At 61.4% G+C, this 16,097-nt stretch carries 15 protein-coding genes; 13 read left to right on the forward strand and 2 right to left on the reverse strand.

Translation table 11 applies throughout. The features are described from left to right. Nucleotides 1-13: 13 nt before the first annotated feature. From MUY21_RS07995 to MUY21_RS08005, 3 genes are all read left to right on the forward strand, one after another. Nucleotides 14-1,348, forward strand: coding sequence for a sigma-54 dependent transcriptional regulator (locus MUY21_RS07995; RefSeq protein WP_248409790.1), 1,335 nt, complete (start codon nt 14-16; stop codon nt 1,346-1,348). 115 nt (nt 1,349-1,463) lie between these two features. Then, entirely contained in the window at nt 1,464-2,243 is a 780-nt protein-coding gene (locus MUY21_RS08000; RefSeq protein WP_248409791.1) for an HpcH/HpaI aldolase/citrate lyase family protein, read from the forward strand. A 125-nt stretch (nt 2,244-2,368) separates the two neighbouring features. Then, the gene (locus MUY21_RS08005) at nt 2,369-3,367 is read left to right on the forward strand and encodes a tellurium resistance protein (protein ID WP_248409792.1); all 999 of its coding nucleotides are present in this window, start codon (nt 2,369-2,371) and stop codon (nt 3,365-3,367) included. On the opposite strand, the gene MUY21_RS08010 is transcribed toward MUY21_RS08005, so the two are convergent. Beyond that, complete coding sequence (locus MUY21_RS08010; protein ID WP_248409793.1) at nt 3,364-3,717, reverse strand: MmcQ/YjbR family DNA-binding protein; 354 nt, start codon at nt 3,715-3,717, stop codon at nt 3,364-3,366. The genes MUY21_RS08005 and MUY21_RS08010 overlap by 4 nt on opposite strands. A gap of 204 nt (nt 3,718-3,921) precedes the next feature. Between MUY21_RS08010 and cysS the strand changes: the two genes are divergently transcribed. From cysS to MUY21_RS08060, 10 genes are all read left to right on the forward strand, one after another. Then, nucleotides 3,922-5,376: a cysteine--tRNA ligase gene (cysS, locus tag MUY21_RS08015; RefSeq protein WP_248409794.1), complete on the forward strand. Its 1,455-nt coding sequence runs from the start codon at nt 3,922-3,924 to the stop codon at nt 5,374-5,376. 118 nt (nt 5,377-5,494) lie between these two features. Continuing rightward, complete coding sequence (gene cimA, locus MUY21_RS08020) at nt 5,495-7,114, forward strand: citramalate synthase (protein WP_248409795.1); 1,620 nt, start codon at nt 5,495-5,497, stop codon at nt 7,112-7,114. After that, the gene (locus MUY21_RS08025; RefSeq protein WP_248409796.1) at nt 7,111-7,911 is read left to right on the forward strand and encodes a squalene/phytoene synthase family protein; all 801 of its coding nucleotides are present in this window, start codon (nt 7,111-7,113) and stop codon (nt 7,909-7,911) included. Before cimA ends, MUY21_RS08025 begins: the two co-directional genes overlap by 4 nt. Nucleotides 7,912-8,025: 114 nt before the next feature. Further along, on the forward strand, nt 8,026-9,213 hold the full coding sequence (gene doeA / locus MUY21_RS08030; RefSeq protein ID WP_248409797.1) for an ectoine hydrolase DoeA: 1,188 nt from the start codon (nt 8,026-8,028) through the stop codon (nt 9,211-9,213). A gap of 3 nt (nt 9,214-9,216) precedes the next feature. Next, the gene (doeB, locus tag MUY21_RS08035) at nt 9,217-10,209 is read left to right on the forward strand and encodes a N(2)-acetyl-L-2,4-diaminobutanoate deacetylase DoeB (protein ID WP_248409798.1); all 993 of its coding nucleotides are present in this window, start codon (nt 9,217-9,219) and stop codon (nt 10,207-10,209) included. A gap of 194 nt (nt 10,210-10,403) precedes the next feature. Next, nucleotides 10,404-11,777 carry an aspartate aminotransferase family protein gene (locus MUY21_RS08040; RefSeq protein ID WP_248409799.1) on the forward strand — a complete coding sequence of 458 codons (1,374 nt, stop codon included), beginning with the start codon at nt 10,404-10,406 and terminating at the stop codon, nt 11,775-11,777. A 142-nt stretch (nt 11,778-11,919) separates the two neighbouring features. After that, on the forward strand, nt 11,920-12,435 hold the full coding sequence (locus tag MUY21_RS08045; RefSeq protein ID WP_248409800.1) for a RimK/LysX family protein: 516 nt from the start codon (nt 11,920-11,922) through the stop codon (nt 12,433-12,435). Next, nucleotides 12,432-13,337 carry a 30S ribosomal protein S6--L-glutamate ligase gene (gene rimK / locus MUY21_RS08050; RefSeq protein WP_248409801.1) on the forward strand — a complete coding sequence of 302 codons (906 nt, stop codon included), beginning with the start codon at nt 12,432-12,434 and terminating at the stop codon, nt 13,335-13,337. The genes MUY21_RS08045 and rimK overlap by 4 nt, the downstream gene beginning before the upstream one ends. After that, complete coding sequence (locus MUY21_RS08055) at nt 13,337-14,380, forward strand: succinylglutamate desuccinylase/aspartoacylase family protein (RefSeq protein ID WP_248409802.1); 1,044 nt, start codon at nt 13,337-13,339, stop codon at nt 14,378-14,380. The genes rimK and MUY21_RS08055 overlap by 1 nt, the downstream gene beginning before the upstream one ends. Nucleotides 14,381-14,406: 26 nt before the next feature. Continuing rightward, the gene (locus tag MUY21_RS08060) at nt 14,407-15,414 is read left to right on the forward strand and encodes a zinc transporter ZntB (protein ID WP_248409803.1); all 1,008 of its coding nucleotides are present in this window, start codon (nt 14,407-14,409) and stop codon (nt 15,412-15,414) included. A 36-nt stretch (nt 15,415-15,450) separates the two neighbouring features. Here the strand turns inward: MUY21_RS08060 and eda are convergent, their stop codons facing one another. Then, nucleotides 15,451-16,092: a bifunctional 4-hydroxy-2-oxoglutarate aldolase/2-dehydro-3-deoxy-phosphogluconate aldolase gene (gene eda, locus MUY21_RS08065; RefSeq protein ID WP_248409804.1), complete on the reverse strand. Its 642-nt coding sequence runs from the start codon at nt 16,090-16,092 to the stop codon at nt 15,451-15,453. Nucleotides 16,093-16,097 lie beyond the last annotated feature (5 nt).

The following is a 16,097-nucleotide window of genomic DNA, read 5'->3' on the forward strand; positions in this document are numbered from 1 at the left end:
TCAGGAGGCTGCGATGGCGCAGGCAATGAAAATCGCGATCGTCGACGACGAACAGGACATGCGACAATCCATCTCGCAATGGTTGTCGCTGTCGGGGTTCGAGACGGAAACCTACCCCTCGGCCGAGGATGCCCTGAAGGTGATCGGGCAGGATTATCCCGGGGTCATCATTTCGGACATCAAGATGCCAGGGATCGACGGCATGGGATTTTTGAAGAAACTGATGAGCATCGACAGTTCGCTGCCCGTGATCATGATCACCGGCCATGGCGATGTGCCCATGGCGGTCGAGGCGATGCGGGTCGGGGCATTCGATTTCCTTGAAAAACCGTTCAACCCCGATCAGTTGACCAGTCTGGCGAAGAAGGCGACGCATAAGCGACGTCTGGCCATGGATGCGCGCGCGCTGCGCCGTGAACTCTCGGACGGGTCGACCATCATGAAAAAGCTGATTGGCGCCTCGCCTGTCATGTCGCGGTTGCGCGAGGATATTCTGGACATCGGTCAGTCCGAGGGTCACGTGCTGATCGAAGGCGAGACAGGCACCGGCAAGACATTGGTCGCCCATGCGCTGCATGCGGTCGGGGCGAAGGCGGGCAAGAAATTCGTCGTCGCAACCTGCGCAGGGCAAGACGAAGACGACCTGACGCGCCGCCTGTTTGGCCCGATGGAAGAGGGCGGCCCCCAGCCGCTGGTCGAAGAAGCCCGCGGCGGCACGCTGGTGCTTGAGGACATCGAGGCGTTGCCGATGGGGCTTCAGGCCCGCTTGCTGACATGGATGAACGATCAGGGCACGCCCGCCGAAACCCGTGTTGTGGCGATCTGCAACCTGCAAGAGCAGGGCAAGACCTGCGAAGATTGCTTGCGGCCCGATCTGTTCTATCGCCTTGCCGCGATGAAGATCACCCTGCCACCCCTGCGCCAACGCGGTGAGGATATCCTGATGCTGTTCACCGGCTTTGCCGACCAGTTCGCCGATGAATACGGCTGCGCGGCCCCGACCGTCAGCGCGCAGGAAGCCGCCCAGCTTCTGCAAGCGCCGTGGCCCGGCAATATCCGACAGTTGATCAACATTGCCGAACGCGCCGTGTTGCAGTCGCGGCGCGGCACCGGCACGATCTCGTCGCTTCTGATGTCGGACCATGACGAGGTGCAGCCGGTGATGACGACCGAGGGCAAGCCTTTGAAGGAATACGTGGAAGCGTTCGAACGGATGCTGATCGACAACACGATGCGCCGCCACAAGGGCTCGATCGTCGGGGTGATGGACGAGTTGTGCCTGCCGCGCCGGACCCTGAACGAGAAGATGGCGAAATACGGTCTGCAACGGTCTGACTATCTGCAATAACCGTGAACGAATACAGTTAACGAGGCGCGACCGATCCATTCCTCTTGTGCTTGATCGCAGGGGCAGGGGTGGCTAGGCTGAGCTTGTTCACGTGTTAAATAATTTGCGGGGCGGTATGAAAGCACCAAAAAACCGGCTGAAACGCGCTTTGGCTGCGGAAGAAATGCAGATCGGGCTTTGGCTGAACCTGGCCAGCCCCTCCGCAACCGAAATTGTTGGGGGCACCGGCTATGACTGGGCGCTGATCGACGGTGAACATGCCCCTTTCGATCCGACCATGATCCAGACGCAGCTTCGGGTATTGGGGCAGTTCGATATCTCGCCCATCGTGCGGGTGCCCGTGGGCGAGGATTGGGTGATCAAACAGGTGATGGATCTGGGCGCGCAAAGCCTTCTGGTGCCTCTGGTGGATACTGGTGCGCAAGCCGAACGCATCGTTGCCGCCACCCGCTACGCGCCCGAGGGTCGGCGTGGCATGGGGGCAGGGGTCGCTCGTGCGGCACGATTTGGTCAGATGGATGAGTACTTGACCAACGCCAATGACGAAGTGTGCCTGATCGTGCAGGCCGAAACCCGTCTTGCCGTTGAAAATATCGACAAGATTGCAAACACTGCGGGGGTCGATTGTGTCTTTATAGGCCCCGCGGACCTGTCGGCCGATATGGGCCATCGCGGCAATCCGGGCCATCCCGAGGTGAAAGCGGCGATTGCCCACAGCGTCGCCCGGATCCGCGCCGCCGGAAAGGCCGCGGGTATTCTTCACTATGACCATGCCGATTTCCGGTATTACACCGATCTTGGCGTGACTTTTCTTGGGGTGGGGTCCGAGGCGACACTGTTGCGCGCCGCGCTGGCAGACAATCTGCGCGCCGCCCGCAAGGAAACAGTGGTTTAGAGGCACCGCACGACGACAGACCCGGCCTGCGGCAATCCGGACGCGATCGAGGTCTTTTTTTGTGCGGCCACACGGGTTAAATGGGCGTCGTTGTGTTCAGCGATTGCATTTCAAGGATTCCGCCGATGGCCAAAGCCCCGTATTTCCCGCCGCCGCCGCCCATCCCGCCGAAAACCAGGATGTTCCAGCGGATGCCCCCTGCCGTTTTCACCCCGATCATGGGCGTGTTCGGGTTGGGTCTGGCCTGGCGCCGCGCCGCAGATACGTTTTCCGCGCCCGGTGCCATCGGTGAGTTGATCCTGGGGGCGGTGACGCTTCTTTATCTCTTCAGTCTTGCGGCTTATGTCATGAAATTCATGCAGCGCTCTGGCACGTTCATCGAAGATCTCAGGGTGCTGCCCGGTCGCGCGGGGCTGGCTGCGATGGTTCTGACCGGGTATCTTCTGTCTGCGACGGTTGAACCGTTTTCGCTGGTCCTGGCGGGGGCGATCCTGCTTCTGACCTTTGCGGCGCATGTGTTGCTGGCCCTGCGGGTCATCCACATGCTGATCACCGGCCCCGTTGAGGCGCGGATCGTGACCCCGGTCTGGCACCTGCTGTTCGCAGGCTTCGTGCTGATCCCGCTGGCTGCCGTGCCGCTGGGATGGGTGGGATTTGCCGAAGCGGGCTTCTGGGGCGGTTTCTTTGCCGCCGCGATCATCTGGGGCGCCAGCGCCGCCCAGTTTCTGCGCACCCGCATTCCACCGCCGCTTCGTCCGCTTCTGGCAATCCATCTGGCCCCGGCCAGCGTCTTGGGCACCGGGGCCTTTTTGCTGGACGAAACCGGACTGGCGCTGGTGTTCAGCGTCATCGCCATCGTGATCCTGAGCGGATTGATTGGCCGTATCCGGTGGCTGCTGAAGGCGGGTTTCAGCCCGCTTTGGGGCGCGTTTACCTTCCCCCTGGCCGCATTTGGCAGCCTCATGCAACTGGGGGCAGTGGTCAATGGCGGCGACATCCTGCGGATCGTGGCAGGGGCCAGTCTGGTGGCCGCGACGCTGATCATTCTGCCGATCATCTATAAGGTTGTTCAGATGTGGACCAAGGGCGAATTGGCTGTGAAAACCAACGCGGCGATGGCCTAGGTGTCGGGATCAAACGGCGCCAGCGCCGCTTGCGCCTTTTTTGTCAGACTGGCCCGGATCAGCGCATAGGACCGGTGAATGCGGTAGGTCAGTTCGTCCTGCCCGGCATCGAAGGGCAACAGCACCCATGACCGGTGGAAATAAGGGGCTTTTGAGCCGACACCCGCTTCAATCAGCATAGACGCGGTCTCAACATCCGGCGTCTTGACCGAAACCCCCTCGGTCACAGCCCCCATCGCCGCAAAGATCTTGCCGCCTACTTTCCAGACGTCATGCCCCGGCCCAAACGGTTCGGACCATTCCGCGCCGGGCAGGGCAGCGCATATCTTGTTGATGGCGTCACGTGTCATGCGGTCACGATAACCCGCTTGGCAGGCGTGGGGAAGGGTGATAGCTTACGGCCCATGAAACGGACACGCATCATCATTATCTGCTGCATTACCCACTGAGATACTCAGGCGGGCCGTTCTTCTATTCCATACATGTCAGGAACTTGCTAAGCCCGCCCGGGATAATTCTGCGGGAACGCATATGCGCAGCTTTGCGAGGGAACCATGACGGACATCAGGCTTTACAACACGATGGCGCGGAAGAAGCAGGACTTCATCCCGATCGACGCAGATAATGTCCGCATATATGTCTGCGGGCCGACGGTCTATGACCGCGCCCATCTGGGCAATGCGCGGCCCGTGGTGGTGTTCGATGTGCTCTATCGCCTGCTGCGCCATGTCTATGGCCCGGATCATGTGACCTATGTGCGCAACTTTACCGACGTGGATGACAAGATCAACGCGACCGCGCTGGCCCGCAAAGAGGCGGGCGCCGAGGGTACGCTGGAAGAACTGGTTCATCAACGCTCGGACGAGACCATCGGCTGGTATCTGAACGACATGCGTGCCTTGCGCGCTCTGGACCCCGATGAAATGCCCCGCGCGACCGAGTTCATCGGGCCAATGGTCGCGATGATCGAGGACTTGATCGCCAAGGGCCACGCGTATGAGGCCGAGGGCCATGTGCTGTTCGCGGTCGAAAGCTACAAGGAATATGGTCGTCTGTCGGGCCGGTCGGTCGATGACATGATTGCGGGCGCGCGGGTCGAGGTCGCGCCTTACAAAAAGAACCCGATGGATTTCGTGCTGTGGAAACCGTCCTCGGACGAACTGCCGGGGTGGGACAGCCCGTGGGGTCGGGGCCGTCCGGGCTGGCATATCGAATGCTCGGCCATGAGCTATGAATTGTTGGGGGCAACCTTCGACATTCACGGCGGCGGCAACGATTTGCAGTTCCCGCACCATGAAAACGAGATCGCCCAGTCGAAATGCGCACACCCCGACGCGGGGTTCGCCAATTACTGGCTGCACAACGAGATGTTGCAGGTCGAGGGCAAGAAGATGTCCAAGTCGCTGGGCAACTTCTTCACGGTGCATGATTTGCTGGAACAAGGCGTGCCGGGCGAAGTGATCCGGTTTGTGTTTCTGGGCACGCATTACCGCAAGCCGATGGATTGGACTGAGAAGAAGCGGGTGGAGGCGGAAGCGACGTTGCGCAAGTGGAAAGAACTCACAAGCTTGCTCTATGATGAACAGCTTGATGAAGCCAAGAACTCACCGGTCCCCGATGCGGTTCTGAACGCGGTTGCAGACGATTTGAACACCGCGTTGGCCGTTACAGAGCTTCATAGGATCGCGAAAAACGCGAAGGATGATGTGCGTTCTCGTTTGCAGTTGGCGGCATCCATGCAGTTTCTCGGCTTCTCGTGGGAGCAAAGATGGGATCATTCTTTTGGTCATTCACTTGAGAAGATTTTGGGAAGCCCAGTTGATTTGTCGGCATATGAAAAGCATCTAGCAGCGGTCCGCGAACAAGCGATGCTGTCCAAAGACTTCACAGAAGTTGATCGACTCAAGCTGATGCTTGTGAATGCCGGTGTGGAAGTCCGAATGTCCAAAACTGATGTCACGCTCGATGCAACAGAATCTTTCGACCCTTCGAAACTGGAGGATCTGTGATGCTGAAATGCGCTGAGGACAGCGTCCGGCCCTGGGTGGGCGTGAAGCGCCCTCCCGTGGGGAGGGTCGGGCGCTGTCCGGTCTATCGACCGGACGGGACAGTTGGGGAAGGCGCCTCATGACCGATCGCCTCTACCTCTACGACACAACCCTCCGCGACGGCCAGCAAACCCAGGGCGTCCAATTCTCGCTCACCGAAAAGCAGCAGATCGCCGAGGCGCTCGACGCGCTTGGCGTGGACTATATCGAAGGCGGTTGGCCCGGCGCGAACCCGACTGACAGCGACTTTTTCGCCGCCGCCCCCAAGACCCGCGCCACATTCACAGCCTTTGGCATGACCAAGCGGGCCGGGCGCTCGGCTGACAACGACGATGTGCTGGCGGGCGTGATGAACGCGGGCACGCCTGCGGTGTGTCTGGTGGGCAAAAGCCATGATTTCCACGTCACCACCGCGCTGGGGATCACGCTGGACGAGAATGTCGAAAACATCCGCGCCTCGGTCGCGCATCTGGTCGCGCAGCGGCGCGAGGCGCTTTATGACGCGGAACATTTCTTTGACGGCTACAAGGCCAATCCCTCTTACGCGTTGGAGTGCCTGAAGGCGGCATATGATGCGGGTGCACGCTGGATCGTGCTCTGCGACACCAATGGCGGCACGCTGCCCCAAGAGGTGCACCAGATCACCAAAGCCGTGATCGAAGCTGGCATCCCCGGCGACCATCTGGGCATTCATACCCATGACGACACCGGCAACGCGGTCGCGTGCAGCCTTGCGGCCATCGACGCGGGCGCGCGGCAGGTGCAGGGCACGCTGAACGGCTTGGGCGAACGCTGCGGCAATGCGAACCTGACGACGCTGATCCCGGTGCTACTGCTGAAAGAACCCTATGCCAGCCAGTTCGACACGGGCGTTAACCACGACGCACTTCAGGGGCTCACGCGCCTGTCGCGCCAGTTGGACGATATCCTGAACCGGGTGCCCAACAAAGCCTCGCCCTTTGTCGGTTCGTCCGCCTTTGCGCATAAGGCGGGGTTGCATGCCAGCGCCATTCTGAAAGACCCGACCACCTATGAACACATCCCGCCCGAAACCGTGGGCAACACGCGCATCGTGCCCATGTCAAACCAGGCGGGGCAGTCGAACCTGCGCGCGCGGTTGGCGGATGCAGGAATCGAGGTTGCCAAGGGCGACCCGCGCCTGGGCGACATCCTGAACCGGGTGAAGGAACGCGAGGATCAGGGCTATGCCTATGACAGCGCGCAAGCCTCGTTCGAACTGGTCGCGCGCGAGGTACTGGGACAACTGCCGCAGTTTTTCGAGGTCAAACGCTACAAGGTCACGGTCGAGCGGCGCAAGAACAAGCGCAACCAGACCGTCAGCCTGTCCGAAGCCATCGTGGTCGTGAAAATCGGCAACGAAAAGAAACTGTCCGTGTCCGAAAGCATGGACGCGACCGGCACGGATCGTGGCCCGGTGAACGCGCTGGCCAAGGCGCTGGCGAAAGATCTTGGCCCCTATCAGGACATCATCGACGATCTGCGACTGGTCGATTTCAAGGTCCGCATCACCCAGGGCGGGACCGAGGCGCAAACCCGCGTCATCATCGACAGCGAGGACCGTGACGGCCACCGCTGGTCGACCGTGGGGGTCAGCCCCAACATCGTCGATGCCTCGTTTCAGGCGCTGCTTGACGCGATCACATGGAAACTGCTGCGTGACGGGGCGCGCCCGGCATGATCGAGCTGAACCCGCGCGACCCCATCGCCGCTTGCGCCGAGATGGTGCAGAAGGGCGATCCGGACCGGTTTCTGGCGACCATGACCGGCGCTGTGGAGGAACGCAAACGGCTGTTCCCGCTTTATGCGTTCAATCTGGAAATCTCGCGCGCGCCGTTCATGTCGCAGGAACCGATGGTCGCCATGATCCGCCTGCAATTCTGGCGCGATGTGATCGAGGCGGCAACCGATGGGCGCGAGGCTCCGAAGCATGATGTCGCGACCCCGCTGTCGCAACTGGTGATCTGGGGCGATCTGCGGGCAGCGCCCTTGTTGACCATGCTGGATGCGCGCGAGCGGGATGCGCAGGGCGCGCCGCGTCGCGACGCCGGGCAAATCCGCACCTATCTGCGTGACAGCGCGGGGGCGTTGATGCTGGCAGCGGGGCAGGCCACGGGGCTTACCGATTTTGAAGGCGACCATGCCCGGGATCAGGCGCTGACCGATCTGGGCGAGGCGGCGGGGATTGCCAACTGGTTGATGTCTCAACCCGCGCTGAAAGCGGCAGGGCGGGGGCATGTCGTGCCTGATGACGGCACGATCCGCGAACTGTCCGAAGCCGGATTGGCCGCGATTGACCACGCATATACCGTGCTGGGCAAGGATGGCAACGCCGCCTTGCGCAGCGCATGGCGAAGCCGCGCGATCTTGCGTCAGGCGCAGAAATCCCCTCATTCGGCCGTGGACGGGACATTGGGACAATCGGAGTTTTCCCGCCGGGGTAGCCTGTTGTGGCGCAGCCTGTGGGGCCGGTGGTAGGCACACCGACACCCCAACCCAGGCGCGCGCCCATCACAACGCTTGCCAAGAATCACATCCTTGCGTCAGCTAGGCTGAATTGTGATGACTTATCTTGCATGGGGGAGGAACAGGATGGACGCAGCGAAGCTCTGGTTCACGCGGGACGAATATGCGGAACGCCTGGAAAAGACGCGGCGCGAGATGGCGCGGCGAGGTCTCGACCTTCTGATCGTGACCGATCCGTCAAACATGAACTGGCTGACCGGCTATGACGGGTGGTCGTTCTATGTGCACCAATGTGTGATTATCACGACGGACGGCGCGCCGATCTGGTTCGGACGCGGGCAGGATGCGGCGGGGGCGCTCCGCACCTGTTACATGACGCCGGATCGCATTATCGGCTATCCCGACCATTACGTGCAATCGACGGAACGCCACCCGATGGATTACCTGTCGGCGCAACTGGCGGATCGCGGGCTGGACAAGGGTCGGATCGGGGTCGAGATGGACAATTACTGGTTCACGGCGGCCGCCTTTGCGTCGCTACAGACCCATCTGCCAGACGCACAGTTCATCGACGCCACCGCCTTGGTGAATTGGCAACGCGCGGTGAAATCCGAGGCCGAACTTACCTATATGCGGCAGGCCGGGCAGATCGTCGGCAAGATGCACCAGCGGATCTTCGATAAAGTCGAGCCCGGCTTGCGCAAATGTGACCTTGTGGCGGAAATTTACGATGCCGGTCTGCGTTACGACAATACGCTTGGGTATGGTGGAGATTATCCGGCCATCGTGCCGCTGTTGCCCTCGGGCGCGGATGCCGCCGCGCCGCATCTGACATGGGACGACCAGCCGATGAAATCCGGTGAAGGCACGTTTTTCGAGATTGCGGGCGTCGTCCACCGCTATCACTGCCCACTGTCACGCACGGTGTTCCTGGGCAAACCCACCCAGACCTTTCTGGACGCCGAAAAAGCGGTGTTGGAAGGGATGGACGCGGGATTGGACAAGGCCCGCGCGGGCAATACCTGCGAAGATATCGCGCTGGCCTTCTTTGATGTGCTAAGAAAATACGGGATCGAGAAGGACAACCGCACCGGCTATCCCATCGGTCTGTCCTATCCGCCCGACTGGGGCGAGCGCACCATGTCACTGCGCCCGGGTGACAAGACGGTGCTTGAAGAAAACATGACGTTTCATTTCATGACTGGTCTATGGATGGAGGATTGGGGGTTTGAAATCACCGAAAGCATACGCATCGGTATGGATGGCCCGGAATGTTTGTCCGATGTGCCGCGCAAGATGTTCGTGAAGGATTGAGCCATGATCAAGAACCCTATTACGCCCACCATTCCGCTGGATCAGGACGGCGCGCATCACGGCTTTCTCAGGCTGCCCTACAGCCGTGATGACAGCGCCTGGGGGTCGGTCATGATCCCGATCACGGTCATTCAGAATGGTCCGGGACCCACCGCGCTTCTGACCGGGGCCAATCATGGGGACGAATACGAAGGGCCGATTGCGTTGCAGGAGCTGACGGTGACGTTGAAGCCCGAGGACATTACCGGTCGCGTCATCATCGTGCCCGCCTTCAACTATCCCGCCTTCCGCGCGGGCACCCGGACATCGCCTATCGACAAGGGCAACATGAACCGATCCTTCCCCGGCCGCCCGGACGGCACCCCGACCGAGAAGATTGCTGACTATTTCCAGCGCGTGCTGCTGCCCATGGCCGATATCGCGGTCGATTTCCATTCCGGCGGCAAGACGCTGGATTTCCTGCCCTTCGCGGCAGTGCATATTCTGGACGACAAGTCGCTTGAGGCTGCTTGCGTGCGGGCCATGCAGGCTTTCAACGCGCCTTATTCGGTCCGGATGCGCGAGATCGACAATGTGGGCATGTATGACACCGCGGTCGAAGAGATGGGCAAGGTGCTGGTCACGACCGAATTGGGCGGGGGTGGCACCTCCACCGCGCGGTCGAATGCGATTGCCAAGAAGGGTGTGCGCAACGTGTTGATCCATGCAGGGATCCTTGATGCCGAAATGCAGATTGACGACACCGTGACGCTGACCATGCCGGATGATGACTGTTTCCTTTTCAGTGAAGGTGAAGGGCTGTACGAGGCGTTGGTCAATTTGGGCGATCCGGTTCGCAAAGGCGATGTGGTGGCGCGGCGCTGGCCGGTAGACCGAACCGGGCAGGTGCCGGTGGACTATCACGCCCGCCGTGACGGCATATTGATCAGCCGCCATCATCCGGGCCTGATCAAATCCGGGGATTGTGTTGCCGTGATTGGCGATGTCGTGGGCTGAGCAGGCTGGATTTCACGCTCGTCTTGCGTTATCCGGGAAAAGACCCAAGCAATAAAGGCATTGCGCGCTGCTGCTGGGGCTGAGCGGAGCCGACCCGCCCGACCCAAAGCCGCAAGACGCAAAGGGTCCATGCGCAAAAGCTCCTATCGTTATCAAACCCGGCGGCGCGCCCGCCCGAACGATTGAGGTAAGCCATGCTTCACAATAACCAACTTGACCAGTGGGATCGCGAGAGCTTTTTCCATCCTTCAACCCATCTGGCCCAACACGCGCGCGGCGAAAGCCCGACCCGCGTGATCCGCACCGCGTCCGGCGTGCATATTGAAGATCGTGACGGCAACAAGCTGCTGGACGCTTTTGCAGGGCTTTACTGTGTGAATGTCGGCTATGGCCGTCCTGAGATCGCGGATGCCATCGCCGAACAGGCGCGCGAGCTGGCCTATTATCACTCCTATGTCGGCCACGGCACCGAGGCGTCGATCACCCTGTCGAAGATGATACTGGACCGAGCACCTGCGCATATGTCCAAGGTCTATTTCGGGCTGGGTGGGTCCGACGCGAATGAAACCAACGTGAAATTGCTGTGGTATTACAACAACATCCTTGGACGACCCGAGAAGAAAAAGATCATTTCGCGCTGGCGTGGCTATCACGGGTCGGGGCTTGTCACCGGGTCGCTGACCGGGCTTGAGCTGTTTCACAAAAAGTTTGACCTGCCGCTGGCGCAGGTCATTCACACCGAGGCCCCATATTACTTCCGCCGAAATGATCTGAACCAGTGCGAGGCGGAGTTCGTGGCCTATTGCGTGGCAGAGCTTGAGGCGTTGATCGACCGCGAAGGGGCTGACACCATCGCGGGGTTCATCGGTGAGCCGGTTTTGGGCACGGGCGGGATCGTGCCCCCGCCGGAAGGCTACTGGGCCGCCATTCAGGCGGTGTTAAAAAAACACGATATCCTTTTGATCGCGGATGAGGTCGTGACCGGGTTTGGGCGGCTGGGCAGTATGTTCGGGTCAGACCACTACGGCATGACGCCCGATATCATCACGATTGCGAAGGGGCTGACGTCGGCCTATGCGCCACTGTCCGGGTCCATCGTATCCGACAAGGTGTGGCGCGTGTTGGAACAGGGCACGGATGAAAACGGCCCCATCGGCCATGGCTGGACCTATTCGGCCCATCCCATTGGTGCTGCGGCAGGGGTGGCGAACCTGAAGCTGATTGACGATCTGGGCCTGATCAAAAATGCAGGCGAGGTCGGCGCGCACTTGCAAAAAGGGCTGAAAGACGCCCTGTCGGATCACCCCCATGTGGGCGATATTCGCGGCGAAGGGATGCTGTGCGCCGTCGAGTTCGTGAAGGACCGCGACAGCCGCACGTTCTTTGATGCAAGTGACAAGATCGGGCCGCAGGTCTCGGCCAAATTGCTTGAGCAAAGCAAGGTGATTGCCCGCGCCATGCCGCAGGGCGACATTCTGGGCTTTGCGCCCCCTTTCTGCCTGACCCGAAACGAGGCCGACACCGTAATTGCCGCCACAACACGCGCGGTGTCTGAGGTGCTGGGCTAGGGGCCACCCGGCAGCGCGCTTTGTGCGCATGTTCCGATCGGTCCCGGTGTGGATTGACGTGTCGTCCGTTTTTTTTGTGGAAAGGCGTGCCGAGTTCGGGAATGTTCAATGAACCGGCACACATACAACTCGGACGACACGCATGACCAAACCACCCCCCTCCAGGCCACCTCAGATCATCGGCTGGCGCGAACATATCGCCTTGCCGGATTTCGGTATTCTCGACCTGCCGGCCAAGGTGGATACGGGCGCGCGGACCACGGCGCTTCACGCGGTGGACCAGACCCTGTTTGAACGCGATGGCGCGACTTGGGTCGAATTCATGGTCCCGTTGAAAAACCGCCGCACGACCCGCCGCCTGTCCGCCCCTGTGCTAGAGGAACGCGACATCAAGAACACCGGCGGCGTGCCGGAGCGGCGACTGGTCGTGCGCACCACGCTGGTGATCGGCAAGCGGCATTGGCTGATCGACGTTTCGCTGGCCAATCGTGAAAAGATGGAGTTTGATGTTATCCTTGGCCGCAGTGCGATCCGCAGGCACCGTTTGCTGGTGGACCCGCGCCGGTCCTATCTGGCCGGAGCACCCGTTCTGACGCGGCCCGGTCAGCCGATCAAGACACAACCCACATCCGACCCGCGCACAGGAGAAGTTGAATGAGAATTGCCATGTTGGCCCGCAATGCAGGTTTGTATTCCCACCAGCGTCTGAAAGAGGCTGCGGAAGAGCGGGGACACAAGCTGGACATCATCGACACGCTCAGATGTTACATGAACATCGCGTCGCGTCGGCCCGAAGTGTACTACAACGGTGAAAAACTGCGCCACTACGATGCGGTGATCCCGCGCATCGGGGCGTCCGTGACGTTCTATGGCCTCGCCGTTCTGCGCCAGTTCGAGATGATGGGCGTCTATCCGCTGAACGAATCCGTGGCCATTGGCCGGTCGCGGGACAAGCTGCGCTCGATGCAGCTTTTGGCGCGGGACGGGATCGGCCTGCCTGTCACGACCTTCGCGCATGATCCCAAACAGACGGATGAGGTGCTGAAACTGGCCGGAGGCGCGCCCTTGGTGGTGAAACTGCTTGAGGGCACGCAAGGCATCGGTGTGGTGCTGGCCGACACCAACCGTTCGGCCAAATCGGTGATCGAGGCGTTTCGCGGCGCCAAGGTGAACATTCTTGTGCAGGAGTTCATCAAGGAAGCAGGTGGCACCGATATTCGCGCGCTGGTGGTCGGCGGACGGGTGATTGCCGCGATGAAACGCACGGGGGCTGCCGATGATTTCCGGTCGAACCTGCACCGGGGCGGCAGTGCCGAGGCGATCAAGATCTCGCCCGAAGAACGGTCGACTGCTGTGCGCGCGGCCAAGTCGATGGGTCTGAATGTCTGTGGTGTCGACATGCTGCGCGCCAATCACGGCGCGGTGGTGATGGAGGTAAACTCCACCCCCGGTCTGGAAGGGGTCGAAAAGGCCACCGGCATCGACGTGGCCGGAAAGATCATCGAGTTTCTGGAAAAGGACATCAAGCGCGGCTCGACCCGGACCAAGGGCAAAGGCTAGTGGCGCGGCGCGAACCGTTTCGTCTGGGTGGGGTCGATGTCGCACCGGGCAGCCGTCAGACCATTGACCTTCCGGTCAGCGTATTGTCAGACCATACGCCGGTCACGATGTCGGCCCATGTGATCCACGGGCGCAAACCCGGACCCACGATCTTTGTCAGCGCCGGCATACACGGGGACGAGGTGATCGGGGTCGAGATCGTGCGCCGCCTTCTGACGATCAAGAACCTGCAAACCTTGCGCGGCACCTTGATCTGCGTGCCGATTGTCAATGCACCCGGGTTTCTGATCCGGTCGCGCTATCTGCCGGACCGGCGCGATCTGAACCGCAGCTTCCCGGGGTCGGGCACCGGGTCGCTGGCCTCGCGGCTGGCGGATATTTTCCTGCGCAAGGTGGTGTCGCGTTGCGATCTGGGCATCGACCTGCACTCGGCCGCGGCGCATCGCACCAACCTGCCGCAGATCCGCATTTCGCCCGGCAATAGCGAAACCCGCCGTCTGGCCCGGCTGTTTGGTGCGCCGGTGGTGCTGCGCTCGCCCTTACGCGATGGCTCGTTGCGGGCCGCAGCCCATGAGATCGGCGTTGATGTGTTGCTTTACGAAGCGGGCGAGGCGTTGCGGTTTGATGAAATGTCGGTGCGCGCGGGCGTGATGGGCATTCTGCGGGTGCTTCAGGACAAGGGGATGATCAGCCGCCGGGGCGTGTCCCGGGCCAAGGCCGATCCGGTGTTCTGCACCACAAGCCGTTGGATCCGGGCCGGGCAGGGCGGACTTTTGCGCACCTATAAATCCGAAGGCGACACGGTGGGGCAGGGCGACGTGCTGGCCGTCGTCTCGGACCCGTTCGGCGAGGTCGAGGCCGAGGTGATCGCTACCTTGCCCGGCATCATTGTGGGGCGCGCGGTCATGCCCATCGTGAATGAAGGCGACGCATTGTTCCATGTGGCCCGCGTGGAAAACGGCCAAGAGGCCGACGACAAGATGACCGCCCTTTCCACCCAGCTTGAGGATGATCCGCTGTTCGACGAGGATGAGATCATCTGATCCCGCGCGGCAAAAGGGCACCAACAGTGAGCGAATATGAACTTCCAGCCACCGAAGCGCCCGAAGATGACGGGCTGGTCTTTGCCATTACCCTGACCGGCGACGGGCGCGGTTCGTTTGCCGATTGGCAGGCCGTCGAAAGATGGCGTGCCCCGGATGGCCCGATCTGGGTGCATCTGGACCGTGCCAGCACGCGGGCGCAGACCTGGGTGCGCCACAAAAGCGGTCTGTCCCCCGCTACGGCCGAGGCGCTGTTGGCGGAAGAAACCCGCCCCCGCGTCTTTCACGGCAAGACCGGTCTGACCACGGTGATCCGTGGCACCAATCTGAACCCCGGTCAAAGGTCCGAGGACATGATTGCCCTGCGCATCTGGTCGGACGGGATGCGGGTCATCACGCTGCGCGATCAGCGTTTGCAAAGTGTTCGCGATATTCTGGCGGCGCTGGTCGATCATGGCACCGGACCTGCAACCATTGCCGAGACCTATGTCCGTCTGATCGCGCGCGTCAACGAAAGGATCGGCCCGGCGATCGACGATATTGAAGACCAGATCGACGATATCGAAAGCAACCTGGGCGACCGCGAGGCGTCAGAGACACGCAGAGCCGTCGCCGATATCCGTCAGAAATCGGTGATCCTGCGGCGCTATCTTGCGCCGCAACGTGCCGCGATGGGCGAGTTGCTGGCAGACCCGCCAGCCTGGGCAGGCGACAGTTGGCGCACCAGCCTGCGCGAAACGACCGATCAGGTGATCGGCTATGTGGAAGAGCTGGACCAGGTGAAGGAACGCGCCCTGGTGATCAAGGATGACATCGTCAACGAGCTTGCAGAAAAGACCAACCGCACGCTTTACGTGCTGGCCGTGGTGTCGGCGATCTTCCTGCCCTTGTCCTTCCTGACCGGGCTTCTGGGGATCAATGTCGGCGGCATGCCGGGGGTCGACAACGACAATGCCTTCTGGGTGTTCAGCGGGGCGGTTGCGGTGCTTCTGATCGTTGAAATTGCGATCTTCAGGCTTCTGAAATGGCTCTAGCGCAACTGCGCCTGTCGCGACCCGGGCGTCACGGGGTCAGCGCCCAAGTTGCGCGGCCTGGGTCGCAAGCCGTGTGATTCCCGCCCAGTCGCCCGATTTGACCAGTTCGCCGGGGGCCACCCATGACCCGCCCACACAAAGCGTGTTGGGCAGCGACAGGTAATCCGTCGCGTTTTTCAGGCTGACGCCACCCGTGGGGCAGAACCGGATCCGGGGCAGGGGTGAGGAAAGCGATTTCAGGAACGTCGCGCCCCCTGCGGCTTCGGCGGGAAAGAATTTCTGCACCGTGTAGCCACGTTCCAGCAGGCGCATCGCTTCCGTGGCCGAGGCCGCACCGGGCAGAAGCGGCAGGTCGTTGGCCTCGCACGCGTCCAGCAGGCGGTCGGTGGCACCGGGCGAGACACCAAAGGTCGCGCCCGCTTTCTTTGCATTTTCAACATCCTGCGAAGACAAAAGCGTGCCTGCGCCGACAGCACCACCTTCGACGCCTGCCATCTCGGCGATCACCTCCAACGCGGCATCGGTGCGCAATGTCACCTCAAGCGCGGGCAGCCCCCCGGCGACCAGAGCCTGTGCCAGCGGGGCAGCATGGGCGACCTGGTCAACCACCAAAACAGGGATAACCGGAGCCAGTCGGCAGATTCTCTCGGCGGCGATGCTTGCCTCTTGCGGTGTCATCTGTG

It is taken from the genome of Aliiroseovarius sp. S2029 (assembly GCF_023195575.1).
Taxonomy (GTDB): Bacteria; Pseudomonadota; Alphaproteobacteria; order Rhodobacterales; family Rhodobacteraceae; genus Aliiroseovarius; species Aliiroseovarius zhejiangensis.

What these genes read in the sequence shown, in the direction of transcription:
- MUY21_RS07995 (WP_248409790.1), top strand. Translation starts at nt 14, where the DNA reads ATGGCGCAGGCAATGAAAATCGCGATCGTCGACGACGAACAGGACATG.
- MUY21_RS08000 (WP_248409791.1), top strand. Translation starts at nt 1,464, where the DNA reads ATGAAAGCACCAAAAAACCGGCTGAAACGCGCTTTGGCTGCGGAAGAA.
- MUY21_RS08005 (WP_248409792.1), top strand. Translation starts at nt 2,369, where the DNA reads ATGGCCAAAGCCCCGTATTTCCCGCCGCCGCCGCCCATCCCGCCGAAA.
- MUY21_RS08010 (WP_248409793.1), bottom strand. Translation starts at nt 3,717, where the DNA reads ATGACACGTGACGCCATCAACAAGATATGCGCTGCCCTGCCCGGCGCG.
- cysS (WP_248409794.1), top strand. Translation starts at nt 3,922, where the DNA reads ATGACGGACATCAGGCTTTACAACACGATGGCGCGGAAGAAGCAGGAC.
- cimA (WP_248409795.1), top strand. Translation starts at nt 5,495, where the DNA reads ATGACCGATCGCCTCTACCTCTACGACACAACCCTCCGCGACGGCCAG.
- MUY21_RS08025 (WP_248409796.1), top strand. Translation starts at nt 7,111, where the DNA reads ATGATCGAGCTGAACCCGCGCGACCCCATCGCCGCTTGCGCCGAGATG.
- doeA (WP_248409797.1), top strand. Translation starts at nt 8,026, where the DNA reads ATGGACGCAGCGAAGCTCTGGTTCACGCGGGACGAATATGCGGAACGC.
- doeB (WP_248409798.1), top strand. Translation starts at nt 9,217, where the DNA reads ATGATCAAGAACCCTATTACGCCCACCATTCCGCTGGATCAGGACGGC.
- MUY21_RS08040 (WP_248409799.1), top strand. Translation starts at nt 10,404, where the DNA reads ATGCTTCACAATAACCAACTTGACCAGTGGGATCGCGAGAGCTTTTTC.
- MUY21_RS08045 (WP_248409800.1), top strand. Translation starts at nt 11,920, where the DNA reads ATGACCAAACCACCCCCCTCCAGGCCACCTCAGATCATCGGCTGGCGC.
- rimK (WP_248409801.1), top strand. Translation starts at nt 12,432, where the DNA reads ATGAGAATTGCCATGTTGGCCCGCAATGCAGGTTTGTATTCCCACCAG.
- eda (WP_248409804.1), bottom strand. Translation starts at nt 16,092, where the DNA reads ATGACACCGCAAGAGGCAAGCATCGCCGCCGAGAGAATCTGCCGACTG.